This window comes from Amycolatopsis sp. lyj-90, from assembly GCF_046549035.1.
Taxonomy (GTDB): Bacteria; Actinomycetota; Actinomycetes; order Mycobacteriales; family Pseudonocardiaceae; genus Amycolatopsis.
Genome location: NZ_JAJPWP010000007.1, coordinates 1 through 18,043, shown reverse-complemented (window position 1 = coordinate 18,043; position 18,043 = coordinate 1). Strand labels below are relative to the sequence as shown.

Below are 18,043 nucleotides of genomic sequence, written 5' to 3'. Positions count from 1 at the left end.
GCGCGACCGCGTTCAGTTCGCTGAACGCGGTCGTGCCCCGTCTACGGTCGGGTTGGTCGCCCTTCCCCTCAATGACTTTTCAGGTATCGCACCTGCCCGGACTTCCCGTCTTCGATGCCTTCCCGCCCGGAAAGGTGTTCAGGGACGCCGACCTCCCACCAGGCACCGGCTTCGGTCCACGAGTCCGGCTGGGTCCGGACCACGACCACCGCCGGCCGCTTCTCCGCCACCGCTGCCTCCCGCGCCTTCGCGTAGGCAGCCCGCACCTCGCCCGAGGAGGACGCGGTGAAGACCGCGCAGCCCAGCGATTCCGCGTGTCGCGCGAAGTCGACCCGGGGCGGCGACGCGTGCGCGCTCCGGCAGTCGGCGAGGAAGTTGTTGAACGGCTTGCCGCCTTGGCCTTCCTGCAGGCGGGCGATGACCGCGTAGCCGTCGTTGTCGCAGACCACCGCCACGAACGGATGCCCGGCGAAGGCGGCCGAGAACAGCTCCGAATTCAGCATCAGGTACGAGCCGTCGCCGAGCATCGTGGTGACCAGACCACCGGTGTGCGCCATCGCGGCGCCCCAAGCCCCCGCGAGTTCGTAACCCATGCACGAGAACCCGTACTCGACGTCCATGCTGACCGAACCCGATCCGCGCCAGCCGCCGATGAGTTCTCCCGGCATCCCGCCGGACGCGGTCATCACGTAGTCGTCCGGCTCGGAGAGCTCGTTGACCGCACCGACGACCTGGGCGTAGGTCGGCACCTCGCCGGAAACGCCGCGCAGCGAGTCGATGTGCGCGTCCCACCGGCCTCGTTCCGCCGCCGCCCGGTCCGTCCACAAAGGATCGACCTGCCAGCTTTCCAGCTGGGCGGCGAGGTCCGAGAGACCCGCGTCGGCGTCGCCCACCACGGCCAGCGCGCCGTGCTTGACCGCGTCGAACCGGGCGGCGTTCAGGGTGATCAGCCGGACATCGGACGAGAACACCGTCCAGGACGCCGTGGTGAAGTCCTGCAAGCGGGTGCCGATCGCCAGCACGACGTCGGCCTCGGCGGCCAGGACGTTCGCGGAGGCCGAGCCGGTGACCCCCAGCGGGCCGGCGTGCAGCGGATGGCCGTGGGGGACCAGCGTGCGCCCGGCCGTGGTTTCGGTGACCGGGATGCCGTGCCGTTCGGCGAAGGCCAGCGCACGCGCGCCGGCGCCGGAGTACCGGACGCCGCCTCCGAGTACCAGCAACGGTTTCCGTGCCGCCCGCAGCGCGCCCGCTGCCTCGGTGAGGGCCCGGCGGTCGGGCCGTGGGCGCAGCAGGCGATGCGTCACGGGCGCGAACAGTGCGTCCGGAAAGTCGTACGTCTCGACCTGGACGTCCTGGGGCAGCGCCAGCGTCACCGGGCCCGCGTCCGCCGGATCGGTCAGCACCCTGGCGGCCTGCGGCAGCGTCGACAGCAGTTGTTCCGGCCGGGTGATCCGGTCGAAGTACCGGCTCACCGGGCGGAAGGCGTCGTTGACCGTGGCCGTCGGATCGCCGAAGTGCTCCACCTGCTGCAGCACCGGATCCGGCGCGCGGCTGGTGAAGGTGTCGCCGGGGAGCAGCAGCACCGGCAGCCGGTTGGCGTGCGCGACCCCGGCCGCGGTGACCATGTTCAGCGCGCCGGGCCCGATCGACGACGTCACCACGCCGACCTGGCGCCGATGCGTCGCCTTGGCGTAGCCGACCGCCGCGAGCGCCATGCCCTGTTCGGTCTGCCCGCGCCACAAAGGCAACGCCGACACACTCTTTCCCGTGGAGGGGTCATTCCACAGAGCGTCGCGGTGCTCCTCCAGCGCGGTACCGAGACCGAGGACGTTGCCGTGCCCGAAGATCGCGAACACGCCGGGGAACAACGGGACTTCCCGTCCGTCCAGGGTTTCCGACCGCTGTGCGAGCAACCAGCGAACCAAGGCCTGTGCCGTGGTCAGCTTCATGACACTCGCCCTTCGTGACTCGTGACCGGGCAGCGCGGATCGAGTTCCTGGTCGTCCCAGGTCTCGCGGATCCAGCTGTGCGCGGGGTCGTCGCAAAAGGCCATCGACCGCTCCGCGGCGGGTCCGGCCAGGACGTTCAAGTAGTACATCGGGTAGCCCGGCGCCGCGACGCAAGGACCGTGATAACCACGCGGGATCAGGAAGACGTCACCGTCCCGGACCGCGACGTCCTCGTCCAGCTCGCCGTCCGAGGTGTACGTCCGGTGGAGACCGAAACCTTCGCGCGAGGGCGTCACACCGTCGCGCCCGGCGACGCGGAAGTAGTAGATCTCCTCGTTGACGACCTCGCATTCGGACGCCTCGTCGTGCTTGTGCGGCGGATAGGACGACCAGTTGCCGCCGGGGGTGATCAGCTCGCAGGCGTTCAGCCTGTCGGCGTGGTCCCAGACGCCGGGCACCCCGAAGTTGGTGACCTGCCTCGTCGCCTGCCCCGCTCCGCGGACCTCGACCGGCACGTTCTCGGCCGGTCCGTAACGTGGTTCGAGACGACGGGTGCACCGCGCCATCGGCAGCGCGACCTCGATCCCGCCTGCTGTCGACAACTCGACTTCGGCGTCGCGCGGTACGTACGCGAAGTCCGTGACCCGCGTGAACACCGAGTCCCGCCCCGCCAGTTCGAAGACCAGTCCGTCGACCCTGACCGTGCACGCCCCCGCCAGGGGCAGTACGAAGGCCTCGTACTCGCCGGTGCGCACGACCCTGGTCTCCCCGGCGGCCAGCGAAAGCACCCGCAGTCCGCTGTAGGTCCAGCCCGCCGAGTCCGGGGTCAGCCGGACCGGGTCCCGCTCGTCGGAAAGCGTCCCGAGTGGACGGTGCAGCTTGCTCACAGCAACTCCTCGATCTCGTCGGCGGTGGGCATGGCGTCGGCGCAGGCCAGCCGGGACGCGACGAGCGCGCCCGCCGCGTTGGCGTAGGCGGCGATGCGGACCGGATCCCAGCCGGACAGCAGCCCGTGGATCAGCGCGCCGCCGAACCCGTCTCCGGCGCCGAGCCCGCAGACGACCTCGACCCGCTGGGGAGGCACGGTCCAGCTGCCCTCGGCGGTGGCCACCAGCACCCCCTCGGCGCCCTTCTTGATCATCGCCAGCTCGACACCTCTGGCCAGCATCCGCGCCGCGGCCTCGTCGGGGTCCGCCGTCCCCACCGCGACCTCCGCCTCGGTGCGGTTGCCGACGGCGACCGTGACGTGGTCGAGCATCCAGCCGATCTCTTCCCGCGCGGTCTCGGTGTCCGGCCAGAACATCGGCCGGAAGTCGAGGTCCAGCACGGTATGCGACCGGCGTCCGCGCCGCTCCAGCATCTTGCGCTGGGTGCCGCGTGCCGGTTCGACGGACACCCCGGTCCCGGTGACCCACAGCAGCGGCACCGTTTCCACGACGTCCCAGGGCACGTCGGTTTCGGTGAGGGTCAGGTCCGGGGCGATGGGGGACCGGTAGAACAACAGCGGGGGATCCGCGGGCGGGTTCAGCGCGCAGAACACCACCGGCGTCTGCAGCCCCGCCGACGTCCCGACGTGATCGGGCGACACGCCGAACTCCCGCAGCGCCTGCCGTACGTAGTCACCGAAGCCGTCCGGGCCGACCTTCGTCAGCACCGACGTCGAGCGGCCGAGCCGCGCGGCGGCGACCGCGACGTTGGTCGCGGTGCCGCCGAGCGATTTGGCGAAGGTGCTGACCCCGGCCAGTGGCACGCCGCTCTGCTCGGGGTAGAGGTCCACCCCGACCCGGCCGACGGTCAGTGCTTCGAGAGCGGTCATGAAGGGGACTCCACCTGTCGCAACTCGTGTTCGAGGGCTTCCAGTTCCGCACCGCCCGCCATCTGCCGGGTCAGTTCGGACAGGTCTATCTCGGACTTCTCGTAGGTGCCGAGGGGCGCGCCCCGTTTGAGCAGCAGGAAGCGATCGGCCACCGGGTACGCGTGATGCGGATTGTGCGTGATCAGCACGACGCCGAGCCCGCGGTCACGGGCCTGCGCGACGTACTTGAGCACGACACCGGCCTGTTTCACGCCCAGCGCGGCCGTCGGTTCGTCGAGGATCAGCACCTTCGCCCCGAAGTGCACCGCCCGCGCGATGGCGACGCATTGCCGCTCGCCGCCGGACAGCGTGCCGACCGGCTGCTCGACGTCACGCAGGTCGATGCCCATGTCGGACAACGCCTTCTTGGTCGTCTCGCGGCCCTTCTTCCGGTCCAGCGCCCGGAACGGGCCGAAGCCGACCGTCGGCTCGGAGCCGAGGAAGAAGTTCCGCCAGACGCTCATCAGCGGTACGACCGCGAGATCCTGGTACACCGTCGCGATACCGCGATCGAGCGCCTCACGCGGCGAGGCGAACTTGACCGGTGCGCCCTCGACCAGGAACTCGCCCTTGTCGTGCTGGTGGACCCCGGCGAGGATCTTGATCAGGGTGGACTTGCCGGCGCCGTTGTCGCCGAGCACGCAGGTCACCTCGCCCGCGTTGACGACGGTGGACACGTCGCGCAGCGCGATCACGCTGCCGTAGGTCTTGCCGACGTCCTGTACTTCGAGGAGATGACTCATCGCCGGACCCTTTCCGCGCGCCGCCGGAAGGCGTTGTTGACCAGGACCGCGGACAGCAGCATCACCCCGAGGAACAGCATGAACCAGTCGCTGTCCCAGCGGGCGAACACGATGCCTTGCCGCGCCATGCCGAAGATCAGCGCGCCGATCGCGGCGCCGATCGCCGAACCGAAGCCACCGGTCAGCAGACAGCCGCCGATCACGGCCGCGATGATGTACTGGAACTCCAGCCCGATGCCCTGGTTCGCCTGGACACTGGCGAACCGCAGGATGTTGATCGAGCCGACCAGCCACGCGGCGAGCGCGGTGGTCATGAACAGCATGATCTTCGTGCGCACCACCGGGACCCCGACCGCGCGGGAGCTCTGCGCGTTGCCGCCGACGGCGAAGATCCAGTTGCCGAACCGGGTCCGGACCAGCAGCCAGGCCGCCAGCACGGCGAACCCGATCCACCAGACGATGGAGATCTGGAACGCCGTCCCGCCGACGTCCACTGTGGACGCGAAGACGAAACCGGCGGACTCGTAGCCGTCGGTCGACCGCATCCCGGAGACCTGGACGGTGCCGGTGACCAGCCGCGTGATGCCGAGGTTGAGCCCTTGCAGCGCCAGGAACGTGCCCAGGGTGACGATGAAGCTGGGCAGCCCGGTGCGCATCACCAGCCAGCCGTTGAAGGCGCCGACCGCGAGGGCGAAGACCAGGGACGCGACCAGCGCGAGCCACACGTTCCAGCCCGCCTGCGTCGCCAGTGTCGCGGTGACGAGCGCGGTGGACGCCGTCATCACGCCCGCCGAGAGGTCGAACTCGCCGCCGATCATCAGCAGGGACACGGCGACCGCCATGATGCCGAGCGTCGAGGCGTCGTCCAGCCAGGTCGCCACGCCGCTGCCGCTGAAGAACTGGTCGGTGACGAGGGTGAAGAACAGGAAGACGACGACGGCGCCGAGGAGCGCGCCGATCTCGGGCCGGACGACCAGCCTGTCGAGCAGGCGCGGTTTCGCGATCCGTTCGTCGAGGGTGGTGGTTGTCATCGCGTGCCCCTTTGCACGTACTGGCCGACGGTGTCCACAGTGGATTTATCGACCAGGTCGGGCCCGGTGAGCACCGGCTTCCCGCCGCCGACGACGTTCGCGTTGTCCCGGTAGAGCTTGAGGAACTGCACGGGGAGATAGCCCTGCTCGTACTGTTGCTGGTCGACCGCGAAGACCACGTCACCCGCCTTGATCGCGCCGACCACGTCGGTGTTCAGGTCGAAGGTGCCGACCTGGGCCTGCGAGCCGACCGCCTTGATTGCGCTCACCGCCCGCGCGGCGACCTGCGAGTTCAGCGTCAGGACGGCGTCGAGGGAGGTGTCCGTCTGCACCGCGCCCCGGATCCGGGATTCGGCGTCGGCCGGGTTGCTGATGTCGACCTGAAGGGTCTGCACGTCGCCCGCGAAGCCGGCCTTGGCGCCGTCACAGCGCTGTGCCTGCCCGACGTTGCCCGCCTCGTGGACCACGCAGAGCAGCTTCTTCTTGCCGAGCTCCTTGAACTTCTTCCCGGCTTCCTCGCCCGCGATGGTCTCGTTCTGCCCGACGTGGGTGAGCGCGCCGTAGCCCGCGCTCTTGTCCTCACCGGAGTTGATGGTGATGACCGGGATCCCCGCGCGGACGGCGTTCTCGATCGAGGTCTTGAGCGCCTCCGGATTCGCCATGGACACCACCAGCCCGCCGACCTGCTGCGCGACCGCGTTGTCGACCAGCTTGGCCTGGTTGCCGGGATCCCCGTCGGAGTTGTACTCGACCTGCACGCCGAGCTGCCTGCCCGCCTCCTCGGCACCGTTCTTGACCACGTTCCAGAACGCGTCGCCCGCCGTACCGTGCGAGATGACCGCGACCCGCAGCGGCCCACTGGGCCGGCTCGTCACCGGACCCGTGGCCGCCGCGGGTTTCTCCTCGGCTTTCGGCCCGGTGCACGCGGACAGGAGCATCAGCCCCGCCGCGACCACCAATGCCGCCTTAAAGCGATGGGACATCGTCGTCTCTCCTCGCTTCTTCCGTTACCTGGCAGCCGGGAGCCGGCTGACGATTCCGTCGAGATGCGCCAGGCTCCTGGCCACGTCCCGCTTCGGCAGATCCTCCGGGCTCCCCTCGCTCAGCGCGGTGTCCTGTTCGAGCACGTACCACCCGTCATAGCCCGCCTCGTGGACGAACCCGACCATCGCTTCGATGTCGACGTCCCCGTCACCGAGCGGGACGTACAGACCCTTGCCCACCGCCTCGGTGTAGGGAAGCCTTCCGGCGCGGACGTCTTCGGCGAGTTCGCCGCGCACGTCCTTGAGATGCAGGTGACCGATCCGTTCGGGGTAACGCTTGGCCAGCGCGACCGGATCGGTCCCGCCGATCAGGAGATGCCCGGTGTCCAGGCACAGCGGGAGCTCGGAGTCGGCGAGGAAGCGCTCGACCTCCTCCTCGGTTTCCGCATGGGTCCCGACGTGCGGGTGCAGCACGGTGCGCAGCCCGTGGCGCGCGGCGATTTCCTTGATCTCATCGGAGGTTTCGATCAGCGTCACCCATTCGGTGTCGCTCAGCTCGGGCCGGTCGTCGTAGCCGTCGAGACCGGTCGCGGCGGCGAGGACGAGCATGTCGCCACCGCACGCGGCGAACAGCGCGGCGGACTCCTCGGCCGCCGCCAGCGCGGCGCCGGGGTTCTCGTGCAGGGCGACGGCGAGGAAGCCGCCGACCAGGTCGAGCCCGTACCCGCCGAGCAGCTCACGCAGCGCGGCCGGGTCTCGCGGCAGGTAACCGGGAGGGCCGAGTTCGGTCGCGCGGACCCCCAGCTCCGCCATTTCGCCCAGCACGGTCCCCGCGTCGAGTACGCGGCCCCAGCCGGGGACTTCGCATACGCCCCAGGAGATCGGGGCGGCGGCGATTCGGATCCGGGATGTCATCGGCGGCCTCCAGAGCGGGGAACGGGAGCGGGTTAGAGCGCTCTATTGATTAGAGCGCTCTAATCTTGTAGCGTCCGTCACAGTAAAGTCAAGGGCAGGGGGAGGCTGGAAATGGCACGACCGACGATGGAGGACGTCGCCGCGAAAGCGGGGGTGTCCCGCGCGCTCGTGTCGCTGGTGATGCGGAACGCGCCGAACGTCTCCGACGAACGGCGGACGAGGGTGCTGTGCGCGGCGCACGAACTGGGCTACGAGCCGCACGCGATGGCCAGGTCGCTGGCCAGCCGGACTTCGACCGTCCTCGGCGTGATGGTCTCCGATCTCCGCAACGCGTTCTTCGCCGACGTCGTCGAGGGGCTCGACGCGGCGGCCGAAGCAGCCGGATTCCACTTGATCCTCAACACCGGTGGCCGTAGTCCCGCGCGCGAGCGGTCCGCGTTGAAGAGCCTGCTGTCCTTCCGGCCCGCCGGGGTGATCCTGCTGTCGCCGGTGCTCCAGGCCATGGCGATCGAGGAAGCGGCCGCCCAGTGCCCGGTCGTCCTGGTGTCGCGCACCTCGCGTGTTCCGGGGGTGGACACGGTGAACGACGACGGCGAGGCGGGTGCCGCGCTCGCCGTCGAGCATCTGGTTTCGCTGGGGCACCGCCGGATCGCCCATCTGGACGGTGGGGTCGCCGCCGGCGCGGCCGCCCGGCGACGGGGTTACCAGCAGGCCATGCGGCGCCATCGGCTGCATCCGCTCATCGTGCGCAGCGAACACACCGACACCGCCGGGGAGAAGGCCGTGCACGAGCTGCTCGGCGACCACCCGCGCGAGAAACTGCCGACGGCTTTGCTGGCGGGCAACGACTTCAACGCCGTCGGCGCGATCTCCGCGCTGGAAGAGGCGGGCCTGCGGGTCCCCGAGGACGTCTCCGTGGTCGGCTACGACAACACCTCACTGGCCGCCCTGCGCCACCTCTCACTGACCACTGTGGACCAGCCGCGAACGGAAATGGGGCGGCTGGCCGTCGAAGCACTGCTCGAACGGGTCCGGGGCGAACGTACCGAACCGGTCCGGCATCTGCTGCACCCGTCGCTGGTGGTCCGATCGACCACCACCGCACTCTAGGAAGGTTGCGAGAATGAGGTTGGGACTCGCCGGCACCGGCCGGATCGGCACTTCGCACGCAGAGACCTTGAAGAGCTTCGACGAGGTTTCCTCCGTGGTCGTCGCCGACGTCGACGCGGGCCGCGCCCAGGCGGCCGCGGCGAAACTCGGTGTCGAAGCGGCGGCGGACATCCCCGCGCTTTTCGCGTCCTCTTTGGACGGACTGGTGATCGCCGCGGCGACGGACGCGCATCCGGAACTGATCCTCACGGCGGTCGACGCGGGGATCCCGGTGTTCTGCGAAAAGCCGGTCGCCGCCGACATCCCGGGCACGCTCGCGGTGATCGACAAGATCTCCGGTTCGGACGTACCGGTGCAGATCGGCTTCCAGCGCCGGTTCGACGCCGGCTACGCGGCCGCCCAGGCGGCGGTGGCGTCGGGAGAGCTCGGCTGGCTGCACACCTTGCGCGCGACCACCCTGGACCCGGCGCCGCCGCCCGCGGGGTACGTCGCGCATTCCGGTGGCCTGTTCCGGGACTGCGGAGTGCACGACTTCGACGTCGTCCGGTACGTCAGCGGCCGTGAGGTCGTCGAGGTCTACGCCGTCGGGGCGAACAAGGGCGAGCAGTTCTTCGTCGACGCCGGTGACGTCGACACCGCGGCCGCGACCCTGACCCTGGACGACGGAACGCTGGCCGTCGTCTCGTTGACGCGCTACAACGGCGCGGGCTACGACGTCCGGCTGGAAGTACTCGGCTCGGCGGGGAACGCCGTGGTGGGCCTGGACGATCGCGCGCCGCTGACCTCGGTGGAACCCGGCGTCCAGCCGTTGCCCGGCCCGGCCTACCCCGGTTTCATGGAACGCTTCCGGCCCGCGTACATCAGTGAGCTGAAGGCTTTCCTCGACGTCGCGGCCGGTCGCGCGCCGAGCCCGTGCGGAGCGGCGGACGCGCTGGAGGCGTTCTACATCGCCGAGGCGTGCGAGGTCTCCCGCCGGGAACGCCGCCCTGTACGCGTGGACGAAGTACGCGTCTGACTCACCGCCTCGTGAGTGGTAAAGGCGGTTCTAACCGCCCTTACCACTCACGAGACCCATCACGATTCGGCGCCGTGGTCGCCCGGAAGGCAGCTTGCTGCCACGACCGGCCACCATCGACACCGTTTGGCTACAGTGATCGCGGATCTCGAGGGGCGGCGGGTTCGGGTCGCCGGAAGCGTGAGGAGTGCGATGCAGCCGTATGGTCAGCCGCCGTCCAAGCCGAGGGCGAACGCCGCGGCGGCGATGATCGCCGGGAGCCTGGCGCTGCTCACCGCCGGGATGCTCGTCTGGTTCGTGCTCTACAACGTCGTCCACGCCAACGGGGCGACCGGTCAGTGGTCCGGCGTGGAGATGCAGAACGTGGCCTTCGGCGTCATCAGCACCGGCGCGCTGGTGGTCACGGCGGGATTCACGTTCGCCCGCAGGATTTCCGGCGCGTGGACACTGTTCGGACTGTGCGCGCTCTTCGCGGTGGCGATGCTCATCGCGGCACCGCTGCTGTGGGGCACGCCCCTCGACGCTCAGCTCAAGTGGATCTTCGGCTTCGACAAGAGCAACGGCGTCGCCATCGCGCTGGCGGTCATCTTCAGCATCCTGACGGCGAGCATGGCGGCGATCGCCGGCAGCGTCAGGTCGTACGAGAAGCCGCGCGGCTAGAGCTTGTCCAGGATCAGCTTCGCGCGTTCCTCGACAGGCCGGTAGCCGGAGCGCGCGGCGAGTTCCAGTGCCAGCTCGCAGTGCGTCCTGGCTTCTTCGAGCTTTCCCAGTTCCAGCAGCGTTTCCGCGAGCCCGGTCCGCGCGGCGGCCTCACACCAGAAGAAGCTGGTCGTCCGCGCGATCGACAACGCGAGCCGCTGATGCTCGGCGGCCTCCTCGGGCAGGCCGAGCCGCAGGCAGACTTCGCCGAGTCCGACGAGTGTCCACGCCTCGGTGCCCCGGTCGCCGATCTTGCGGGTGAGTTCGACGGCTTCGAGCGCGTCCGCGCGGTTCTGCTCGCTCGGGTCGCGCATGCTTTCGAGGACGGCCCGGCCGGACAGGGCAGTCGCCTCGCCGTAGGTGTAGCCGAGTTCGCGGTTGGCCGCGAGCGCGCGGGTGTAGAAGTCGTAGGCGTCGTCGGGCAGGCCGAGATCGCGGTGCACGGTGCCGAGGTCGACCAGCAGCACCGCGACGCTGAACCGGGCGCCGTCCCGTTCGGCGACCGCGAGCGCGCGGGTGAAGTTGGCGAGCGCCTCGTCGAGCTGACCTGTCTGCCAGTACGGGAAACCGAGGTTCGCCAGCGCCATCGAGATACCCGGCATGGACAGCTCTTCGCACAGCCGCAGGGATTCCAGCCCGCAGCGGATCGCCTCCTGCGGGTCGCCGAGGCGCTGGTGCACGGCGCTCAAGTTGTTGAGCACGGCCGCGCGACCGGCGTCCCAGCCTTCGAGGAGGTCGCCGCGCAAGGCGCTGGTGAGGTGTTCTCGTGCCTCGTCGTAGCGGCCGCTGTTGACGCAGGCGAGCGCGATGCTCAGATGCATCGCCGCTTGGGCTTGTCCGGCGTCGCTGCGGCGGGCGGCCTTGAGCGCCGTCGAGGCCGTGTCGATCCATTCCGCGTGATGGCCGCGCTGGTGGAAGAAGGCGCGGAGCGCGTCGGCGAGGTGCCAGGAGAACTCGGGCGGCCCGTGTTCGGCGCCGTGCTCGACGGCGGCGGCGAGGTTCGGCCACTCGGCGTCGAGCCAGGTCAGCGCCTCTTCGGTGTCGGCGAAGGGTTTGGCCTCCGGTTCTTCGCGCGGCAAGCGAAGGAAATGGGGGATGAGGACGCGGCCCGCGGCGTCGGCGGTGGTCAGGTAGCTCTCGAAGAGCCGCCTCTCCGCGGCGTCGCGATCGGACTTCGTGTCCTCCGACAGCGTGCGGCCTGCCGCGAAACTGCGGAGGAGGTCGTGGAACCGGTAGCGCCCCGGGGTGTAGCGCTCGATCAGATGAGCCGCGGCGAGTGCCTTGAGCAGCTGGTTGCCCCGCGTCGCACCGGTGAGTGCCTGAGCGGCGGAGGCGGTGAATGTCTGGCCCGGGACCAGCGCGAGCCGTCGGAACAGCAGGCGGTGCTCATCGGGAAGCGCCCGGTAGGAGACACCGAACGCCGTGGTCACGGCGCTTTCCTCGGCACCGTCGACGGTCAGCTCCGCCAGCGGGTCGCCACCGGCCAGCTCGCGGGCGAATTCGGCGATCTCGGGTTCACCGCTCGCGCCGAGGTTGGCCGCCGCGATCCGGAGGGCGAGCGGGAGATGCCCGCACAGCCGGGCCAGCTCCGCCGCCGCGCCCGCCTCGGCGGCGACGGTTTCGCTGCCGAGCACGGCTTCCAGCAGATGCCGCGCGTCTTCGGCGGGCAGGACGGACAGCGGAAGCGCCCGGGCGCCGGTGCGGGCGATGAGGTCGCCGAGCCGCTGGCGGCTGGTGACCAGGACGGTGCCCGACGGCGGCAGCAACGGAAGCACCTGACCGGTGTCGCGCACGTTGTCGAGGACCAGCAGGACCTTGTTGTCTGCGAGGAGGGAACGCAGGAGCGCGGCCCGCGTGTCGGTGTCTGGCGGGATGGCCTTGGGCGCGGTGCCGAGCGCTTGCAAGAGCTGGGTGAGCGCGACGGCCGGGGTGAGCGGTTCGTGGTCGGGGTCGAAGCCGCGCAGGTCGAGGTAGAGCTGCCCGTCGGGGAACGCGTCGCGGACGCGATGGGCCCAGCGGACCGCGAGCGCGGTTTTGCCGACGCCCGCGGTCCCGCTGATCACCCAGATGTCGGTGCCCTCGCCCGCGTGACGGGTCGCCTCGTCGAGCCGCTCCAGCTCGGCCGCGCGCCCGGCGAACCCCCGGACGTCGTGCGGCAGCTGCGCCGGGCGGACCGGCTCGGGTTTGACCGAGGCCGCGGCCGGTTCCAGAGCGGGATCGGCGGCGAGGATGGCGGTTTCGAGTTTCCGCAGCTCCGGCGAGGGATCGAGGCCGAGTTCGGCGCCCAGCCTGTCGCGCAGGGAGCGGAAAGCCTCGAGCGCGTCGTCGGTGCGGCCTTCCCGGTGCAGCGCGAGCATGAGCTGCCCGACGAACCGCTGCCGCAACGGATGCGCGGCGACCAGTTCGATCAGTTCCGCGAGGACCTGACGGCCGCGGCCGAGCCGCAACTGTGCTTCGGCGCGATCTTCCAGCGCCGTCCAGCGTGCTTCGTTCATGCCGCCGCGGAGCCGCTGGGCGACCTCGCCGCTCACGACGTCGGACAACGCCTCGCCGCGCCATAGCCCGAGCGCCTCGTCGAAGAGGTCGACGGCGGTTTCGTCGTCGGCCTTGCGGGCTTGCGCCGTCAGCTCGGTGAAGCGGTGCAGGTCCACCTGGCGCGGCTCGACCCTGAGCAGGTAACGGGTCCCCTCGGAGACGATCTCCGGCCCGCCCGCGCCGCGGAACACCGCCCGCAGCCGGGACACCAGCGCTTGAACGGTGTTCCGGGCGCTCGCCGGCGGTTCTTCGGGCCACAGCAGGTCGATGATCCGGTCACGCGGTACCGGTTTGCCCGCCTCCAGCAGCAGAACCGCCAGTACGAGCCGTTGTTTGGGCGAGCCGAGATCGACCTGACCGTCACCGGCCCACGCCTCGACGGCGCCGAGGACGCGGAACTCCACCCGGCCACCTCCGCCCACCATCGTCAGAGCCTGCAAGCGTAGTGCAAGCGCCCTGCATCCGGCCGCCGCGATAGTTGCCGGGTGTCCACCGAGGACCCGTCGCCGGAACCGTGCCCAACCAACAAGACGGGCAGGACCCCCCATTCGGTTCCGGTACGACGGTGGACACCTTCAACTTGCACAGGCACCGCCTTCTGACGGCGGTGGGGGTTGGGGGTAGTGCCAGCTCGACGTCTTCCCCCGTGTCGTCGGACTGGCGCTTCTTCTTGACTGGGGCTGGGGTTTTCTCGTCGCCGTCTTCCGGCGACGTCCTGGGGGATGGGTGGGCGGGCCGCGACCGGCCCGCCCATGCCAGGACTTTCCGCGAGTAGAGGACTACTCGCGCAGCGCGGGGTCGGTGGCCAACGCGGGATCGATCAGGCCGAGCCAGGCGTCCTGGTCGTCGGCCAGCGGATACCGCAACGGAAGCACGTGGAACCGGCAGGCGAACGTCATACCGGTGTCGCCGCCTGTCCCCTCGACACGATGTATCCAGTCATCGGCCGTGCCGGTGGGCGCCACCAGGTGGAAGTAGGTGGTACGGCGTGATCGTCCGGTCTCGGGGTGGGGTTTGTCCTCGGTCGTCAACGCCCGGACGATCGTGACACCGGTCAGTCCGGTTTCCTCGGCGACTTCTCGCAGCACCGCCTTCGGAAGACCTTCGTCGGCCTTGACTCCTCCGGCTGGGACTTGTCGCCCGGCTTCGGGAGCGTCGACGTGCTCGAAGATCAGGAGCTCGGGCCGTGGTAGCGGTCGGATGACGTAGGCCGCGACGCGAATCCTCGGCGGGGAGGTGCTCACAGGATTCTCCTGTCTTCTCGCCAGGTTCCGGCTTGACAAGCATGCCCGCCGTCCTCCACCCTTTCACTACTTAATTAGTGAAAGGGTGTTGCCAGTGGTCACCTTCCACCTGGACAAGGGCTCGGGCGTCGCGACGTACGTCCAGCTCGTCCAGCAGGTCAAAAACGCCCTCCGGCTGGGATTACTGGAGCCGGGAGACCGGCTGCCGACGGCGAAGGAGGTGGTCGCCGAGCTGGCGATCAACCCCAACACCGTCCTCAAGGCCTATCGCGAACTGGAGCGCGAAGGGCTCGTCGAAGGGAAGCCGGGCCTCGGCACCTTCGTCCAGAAAACGCTGGGAGGCGCTTCGTTCGCGGAGCACACGCGGTTGCGGAAGAGCCTGGGGGTCTGGGTCCGCGACGCGAGGGAATCCGGGCTGGATCAGGAAGACGTCGAGGCGCTGTTCACCTCGGTGATGGTCGATGGCTTTCGAGGAGAGCGAACCGCATGACCGATAAACCCGTGATCGAGGCCACCGGCCTCGGCAAGCGTTACCGTCGCAAGTGGGCGCTGCGCGACTGCTCCCTATCCGTCCCGAAAGGACGTGTCGTCGCCCTCGTCGGGCCCAACGGCGCCGGCAAGACGACCTTCCTGCATCTGGCCGTCGGGCTGCTCGACCCGACCCTCGGTTCGGTCTCGATCCAAGGAACCTCCGCGTTCCTCGCCCAGGACAAGCCGTTGTACCCCGGCTTCAGCATCGCCGAGATGCTCAAGTTCGGCAGGCGCCTCAACCCCGGCTGGGACGACGAGTTCGCGCTCAAACGCATCGATTCGCTGCGGCTTCCCTTGAAACACAAGGTCGGCAAGCTGTCCGGCGGGCAGCGCGCGCAGGTCGCGCTCACCCTTGCGCTCGCGAAACGCCCGGACCTGCTGGTACTCGACGAGCCGCTCGCGAACCTCGACCCGCTGGCCCGCCACGAGGTCATGCGCGGGCTGATGGAGGCGGTCGCCGAAACCGGCATGACCGTCCTGCTCTCCTCGCACGTCGTCTCCGATCTGGAGAACACCTGCGACTGGCTGATCGTCCTCAACGGCGGCCGCGTCCAGGTCAGCGGCGACATCGACGAACTCGTCGCCGGGCACCGGATCCTTTCCGGGCCCGCGGAGGAGGCCGACGCGCTGGCCAACCGCGTCGCGGTCGTGGACGAGGCGCGAGCCGGACGGCAGGCGACCGTCTTCGCCCGCACCGAACCGGTCCCGCTCGGTCCACAGTGGACCGAAAGGCCCGCGAACCTGGAGGAGCTCGTCCTCGCCTACCTCCGGCGACCCGAATCCGCGAGCCTGCCTCGCCCGACACTGGCTTCGGCGTAAGGGGCGACGATGCTTTGGCTCACCTACCGCCAGCACCGCATGCAACTCCTGATCACGGCGGGCCTGCTGGTCGTCGTCGGGATCCTGTTGCTGATCAACGGGAACGCCGCGGCGGACAGTCTTGATCCGGCGAAGCTCTTCAAAGACCTGTACACCTACCTTTCCTGGCTGCAGGTCGTGCCGGTGGCGATCGGCGTCTTCTGGGGCGCGCCGCTGGTCGCGGCCGAATTCGAACGCGGCACCACGAAACTCGCCTGGACCCAGTCGATCTCGCGGTTCCGCTGGCTCGGCGTCAAACTGGGATTCCTCGCCGTGCTCGCCACCCTGGGCGGTCTCGCGTTCGGCACGATGATGCAGCGCTGGGTGGAGGTCTTCCCGACCGATCGCGGCGACACGGCCTTCACCAGTCGCTTCGACAATCCCGTCCTGTTCGCGATGACCGGTGTCGCTCCCGGCGCGTGGTGGCTCTTCGGTTTCGTGCTCGGCACCGCCGCGGGCGCGCTCCTCCGCAAGACCCTGCCCGCCATCGCCGTCACCATCGCGGTGATCGTCGGCCTGATGATCGGCGTGAGCAACTTCCGGGACTCCTACGCGGAACCCGAGCTCGTCCCCCTGAGTTCGGAACCCACCGGCCGGGTGGTGGAGATGGTCCGGGACGCCGCCGGCGAGATCACCGCGCTCAAGGTCCTGCCGCAGGACTGGTACTGGCGTTTCCAATGGACCGAGGCCGCGATCCTGACGGGCGTCTCGCTCCTGCTCGTCGTCGCCGCGACCTTCGCCATCCGACGCCGCTCCTAGAAAGGGATATTCCTTGCTCTGGCTCACCTGGCGGCAGCACCGCACTCAGCTGCTCGTCACCTTGGGGTTCCTCGCCGTGCTCGGTGGCGTCCTGCTCATGTCCGCGCAGATCGCCATGGACGCCTCGAACGGCGAGATCTCCTTGTATTGTCACGGAGGCGGCACCCCCTGCCGTGAGTACGACGCGGGGCTGGAGGATCTCTATCAGAAGATCTACCCGCTGATCGCGATGCTGCCGTTCGTTCCGTTGCTGGCGGGTGTCTTCTGGGGCGCGCCGCTGCTCGCCAGGGAGTACGAGCGCAACACCCATCAGCTCGCGTGGACGCAGTCGATCGGCCGCGGGCACTGGCTGGCCGTCAAGTTCGGCGTCCTCGCCGGATGCGCGACGCTGGCCGGGCTCGCGTCGGGGCAGATGTTCGGCCGGTGGCTGGAACTGTTCCCCGGCAAGGCGCAGACCTTCGTCGAGACGTCCTACTTCGGTGCGGTCGGGATCGCGCCCGCCGCCTGGTGGCTGTTCGCCTTCACCCTCGGTACGGCGGCCGGGGTGCTGGTGCGCAAGACCTTGCCCGCCATCGCGATCACGGTCGCGGTGTTCCTCGCGGCCGCGATCGCCCTGCTCGTCCTGAGGCCGAATTACGCCGAGCCGGTGCGCACGCTCGGTCCGGATCCGGCCGCGACGGGGGCTCTGATCATCGAGGTGGGCAGGGTCGCGCCGGACGGCCGCGAGATGAGTTCGCTGGACGACGTGCCCGGCTGCCCGCTGGGGCTGGGCAAGAGCGAGTGCGCTCTGGCGGCGGGCTATCAGGACTTCACCGTCTACCAGCCCACCAGCCGGTTCTGGCGGTTCCAGTGGACCGAGGCGGGCATCCTGCTCGCCGCGACCGCGGTGCTCGGGGGTGTCGCGGTAGGGGGAACGGTCCGCCGCCGCCGCTGAGACGGCGGCGGACCGAAACCTCAGTCGAGCTGAAGCTCGGGCTGGTACAGATCAAACCAGTGGTAGAGGTCCAGCGCCCGGTCGATGCCGGAGCGCTGGGCCGAGGACATCGTCGCCGGGTCCACTTCGGACACCCGGTGCAGCCAGTCCCGGTCCACCAGGGAGAACACCGGGTTGTCCCGTTCGGTCAGGGCCTCTTTGGCCTGCTGCTGCAACGCCGCCGCGTAGCCCGGGTCCTGAGTGGACGGATACGGGCTCTTGACCCGGTCACGCACCGAAGCGGGCAGGACGTGCTTCGTGGCGTGCCGCAGCAGGCTCTTTTCCCTGCCGTCGAACGTCTTCAGCGACCACGGCGTGTTGTAGACGTACTCGACGAGGCGGTGGTCGCAGAACGGCACCCGCACCTCGAGCCCGACGGCCATCGACGCCCGGTCCTTGCGGTCCAGCAGCATCCGCACGAACCGGGAGAGGTGGAGGTTGCAGACCGTCCGCATCTTCCGGTCCTGCTCGCTCTCCCCGTCGAGGTGTTCGACCTGGGCGACGGCGGTGCTGTACTGGTCGGCGACGTAACCGGGCAGGTCCAGCTTGGTCCGGACGTCCTCGCGCAGCAACGCACCCCGCTCGCTGGTGAGCCCCATCCGGAAGGCGAGCCAGGGGAACGTTCCCGAGTTCACCGCGGCCTCGTCGTGGAACCAGCGGTAGCCGCCGAAGACCTCGTCGGCGGACTCGCCGGACAGCGCCACCGTCGACTCCGCGCGGATCGCCTTGAACAGCAGGTACAGCGAGGTGTCGAAGTCGCCGAGCCCGGCCGGGATGTCCCGCGCGGTCAGCACCTTGCGGCGCACCTCCGGGTCGCTGAGCTCGGCCGGGTTGAGCACGACG

At 69.6% G+C, this 18,043-nt stretch carries 17 protein-coding genes; 7 read left to right on the top strand and 10 right to left on the bottom strand.

The features are described from left to right. Nucleotides 1-68: 68 nt before the first annotated feature. Genes iolD through ACLJPX_RS26340 form a run of 7 tightly spaced genes read right to left on the bottom strand, consistent with a single transcriptional unit; the run spans nt 69 to nt 7,476 of the window. Complete coding sequence (iolD, locus tag ACLJPX_RS26370; RefSeq protein WP_410602631.1) at nt 69-1,949, bottom strand: 3D-(3,5/4)-trihydroxycyclohexane-1,2-dione acylhydrolase (decyclizing); 1,881 nt, start codon at nt 1,947-1,949, stop codon at nt 69-71. Continuing rightward, nucleotides 1,946-2,836: a 5-deoxy-glucuronate isomerase gene (gene iolB, locus ACLJPX_RS26365; protein ID WP_410602629.1), complete on the bottom strand. Its 891-nt coding sequence runs from the start codon at nt 2,834-2,836 to the stop codon at nt 1,946-1,948. Before iolB ends, iolD begins: the two co-directional genes overlap by 4 nt. After that, entirely contained in the window at nt 2,833-3,765 is a 933-nt protein-coding gene (gene iolC, locus ACLJPX_RS26360; RefSeq protein WP_410602627.1) for a 5-dehydro-2-deoxygluconokinase, read from the bottom strand. Before iolC ends, iolB begins: the two co-directional genes overlap by 4 nt. Next, nucleotides 3,762-4,547 carry an ATP-binding cassette domain-containing protein gene (locus tag ACLJPX_RS26355; RefSeq protein ID WP_410602625.1) on the bottom strand — a complete coding sequence of 262 codons (786 nt, stop codon included), beginning with the start codon at nt 4,545-4,547 and terminating at the stop codon, nt 3,762-3,764. The genes iolC and ACLJPX_RS26355 overlap by 4 nt, the downstream gene beginning before the upstream one ends. Continuing rightward, entirely contained in the window at nt 4,544-5,578 is a 1,035-nt protein-coding gene (locus ACLJPX_RS26350) for an ABC transporter permease (protein WP_410602623.1), read from the bottom strand. The genes ACLJPX_RS26355 and ACLJPX_RS26350 overlap by 4 nt, the downstream gene beginning before the upstream one ends. Beyond that, the gene (locus ACLJPX_RS26345) at nt 5,575-6,561 is read right to left on the bottom strand and encodes a substrate-binding domain-containing protein (RefSeq protein ID WP_410602621.1); all 987 of its coding nucleotides are present in this window, start codon (nt 6,559-6,561) and stop codon (nt 5,575-5,577) included. The genes ACLJPX_RS26350 and ACLJPX_RS26345 overlap by 4 nt, the downstream gene beginning before the upstream one ends. A 24-nt stretch (nt 6,562-6,585) precedes the next feature. Beyond that, nucleotides 6,586-7,476, bottom strand: a complete 891-nt coding sequence (locus tag ACLJPX_RS26340; protein WP_410602619.1) for a sugar phosphate isomerase/epimerase family protein — start codon at nt 7,474-7,476, stop codon at nt 6,586-6,588. A 111-nt stretch (nt 7,477-7,587) separates the two neighbouring features. Here ACLJPX_RS26340 and ACLJPX_RS26335 point away from each other — a divergent pair, with 111 nt between their 5' ends. From ACLJPX_RS26335 to ACLJPX_RS26325, 3 genes are all read left to right on the top strand, one after another. Continuing rightward, complete coding sequence (locus tag ACLJPX_RS26335) at nt 7,588-8,586, top strand: LacI family DNA-binding transcriptional regulator (protein WP_410602617.1); 999 nt, start codon at nt 7,588-7,590, stop codon at nt 8,584-8,586. Between the two features lie 13 nt (nt 8,587-8,599). Then, a complete protein-coding gene (locus tag ACLJPX_RS26330; RefSeq protein WP_410602615.1) occupies nt 8,600-9,601 on the top strand; it encodes a Gfo/Idh/MocA family oxidoreductase in 1,002 nt (333 codons plus the stop codon). Nucleotides 9,602-9,793: 192 nt separating this feature from the next. Next, entirely contained in the window at nt 9,794-10,261 is a 468-nt protein-coding gene (locus ACLJPX_RS26325; protein WP_101609709.1) for a hypothetical protein, read from the top strand. On the opposite strand, the gene ACLJPX_RS26320 is transcribed toward ACLJPX_RS26325, so the two are convergent. Next, nucleotides 10,258-13,260, bottom strand: a complete 3,003-nt coding sequence (locus ACLJPX_RS26320) for a BTAD domain-containing putative transcriptional regulator (RefSeq protein ID WP_410602613.1) — start codon at nt 13,258-13,260, stop codon at nt 10,258-10,260. The genes ACLJPX_RS26325 and ACLJPX_RS26320 overlap by 4 nt on opposite strands. 354 nt (nt 13,261-13,614) lie before the next feature. Next, entirely contained in the window at nt 13,615-14,079 is a 465-nt protein-coding gene (locus ACLJPX_RS26315) for an NUDIX hydrolase (protein ID WP_410602611.1), read from the bottom strand. A gap of 94 nt (nt 14,080-14,173) precedes the next feature. Here ACLJPX_RS26315 and ACLJPX_RS26310 point away from each other — a divergent pair, with 94 nt between their 5' ends. From ACLJPX_RS26310 to ACLJPX_RS26295, 4 genes are read left to right on the top strand one after another with little or no spacing between them, the layout of a single operon-like run. Further along, a complete protein-coding gene (locus ACLJPX_RS26310; RefSeq protein ID WP_184893873.1) occupies nt 14,174-14,569 on the top strand; it encodes a GntR family transcriptional regulator in 396 nt (131 codons plus the stop codon). Beyond that, complete coding sequence (locus ACLJPX_RS26305) at nt 14,566-15,429, top strand: ABC transporter ATP-binding protein (protein ID WP_410602609.1); 864 nt, start codon at nt 14,566-14,568, stop codon at nt 15,427-15,429. The genes ACLJPX_RS26310 and ACLJPX_RS26305 overlap by 4 nt, the downstream gene beginning before the upstream one ends. 9 nt (nt 15,430-15,438) lie before the next feature. Then, nucleotides 15,439-16,227, top strand: a complete 789-nt coding sequence (locus ACLJPX_RS26300; RefSeq protein ID WP_410602607.1) for an ABC transporter permease — start codon at nt 15,439-15,441, stop codon at nt 16,225-16,227. Between the two features lie 13 nt (nt 16,228-16,240). Continuing rightward, nucleotides 16,241-17,161 (top strand): ABC transporter permease, encoded by a 921-nt coding sequence (locus ACLJPX_RS26295; RefSeq protein ID WP_410602605.1) that lies wholly within the window; start codon nt 16,241-16,243, stop codon nt 17,159-17,161. A gap of 20 nt (nt 17,162-17,181) precedes the next feature. Here ACLJPX_RS26295 and ACLJPX_RS26290 read toward each other — a convergent pair. Then, nucleotides 17,182-18,043 (bottom strand): asparagine synthase-related protein (locus ACLJPX_RS26290; RefSeq protein WP_410602603.1); only part of this gene is annotated, 862 nt, incomplete at its 5' end.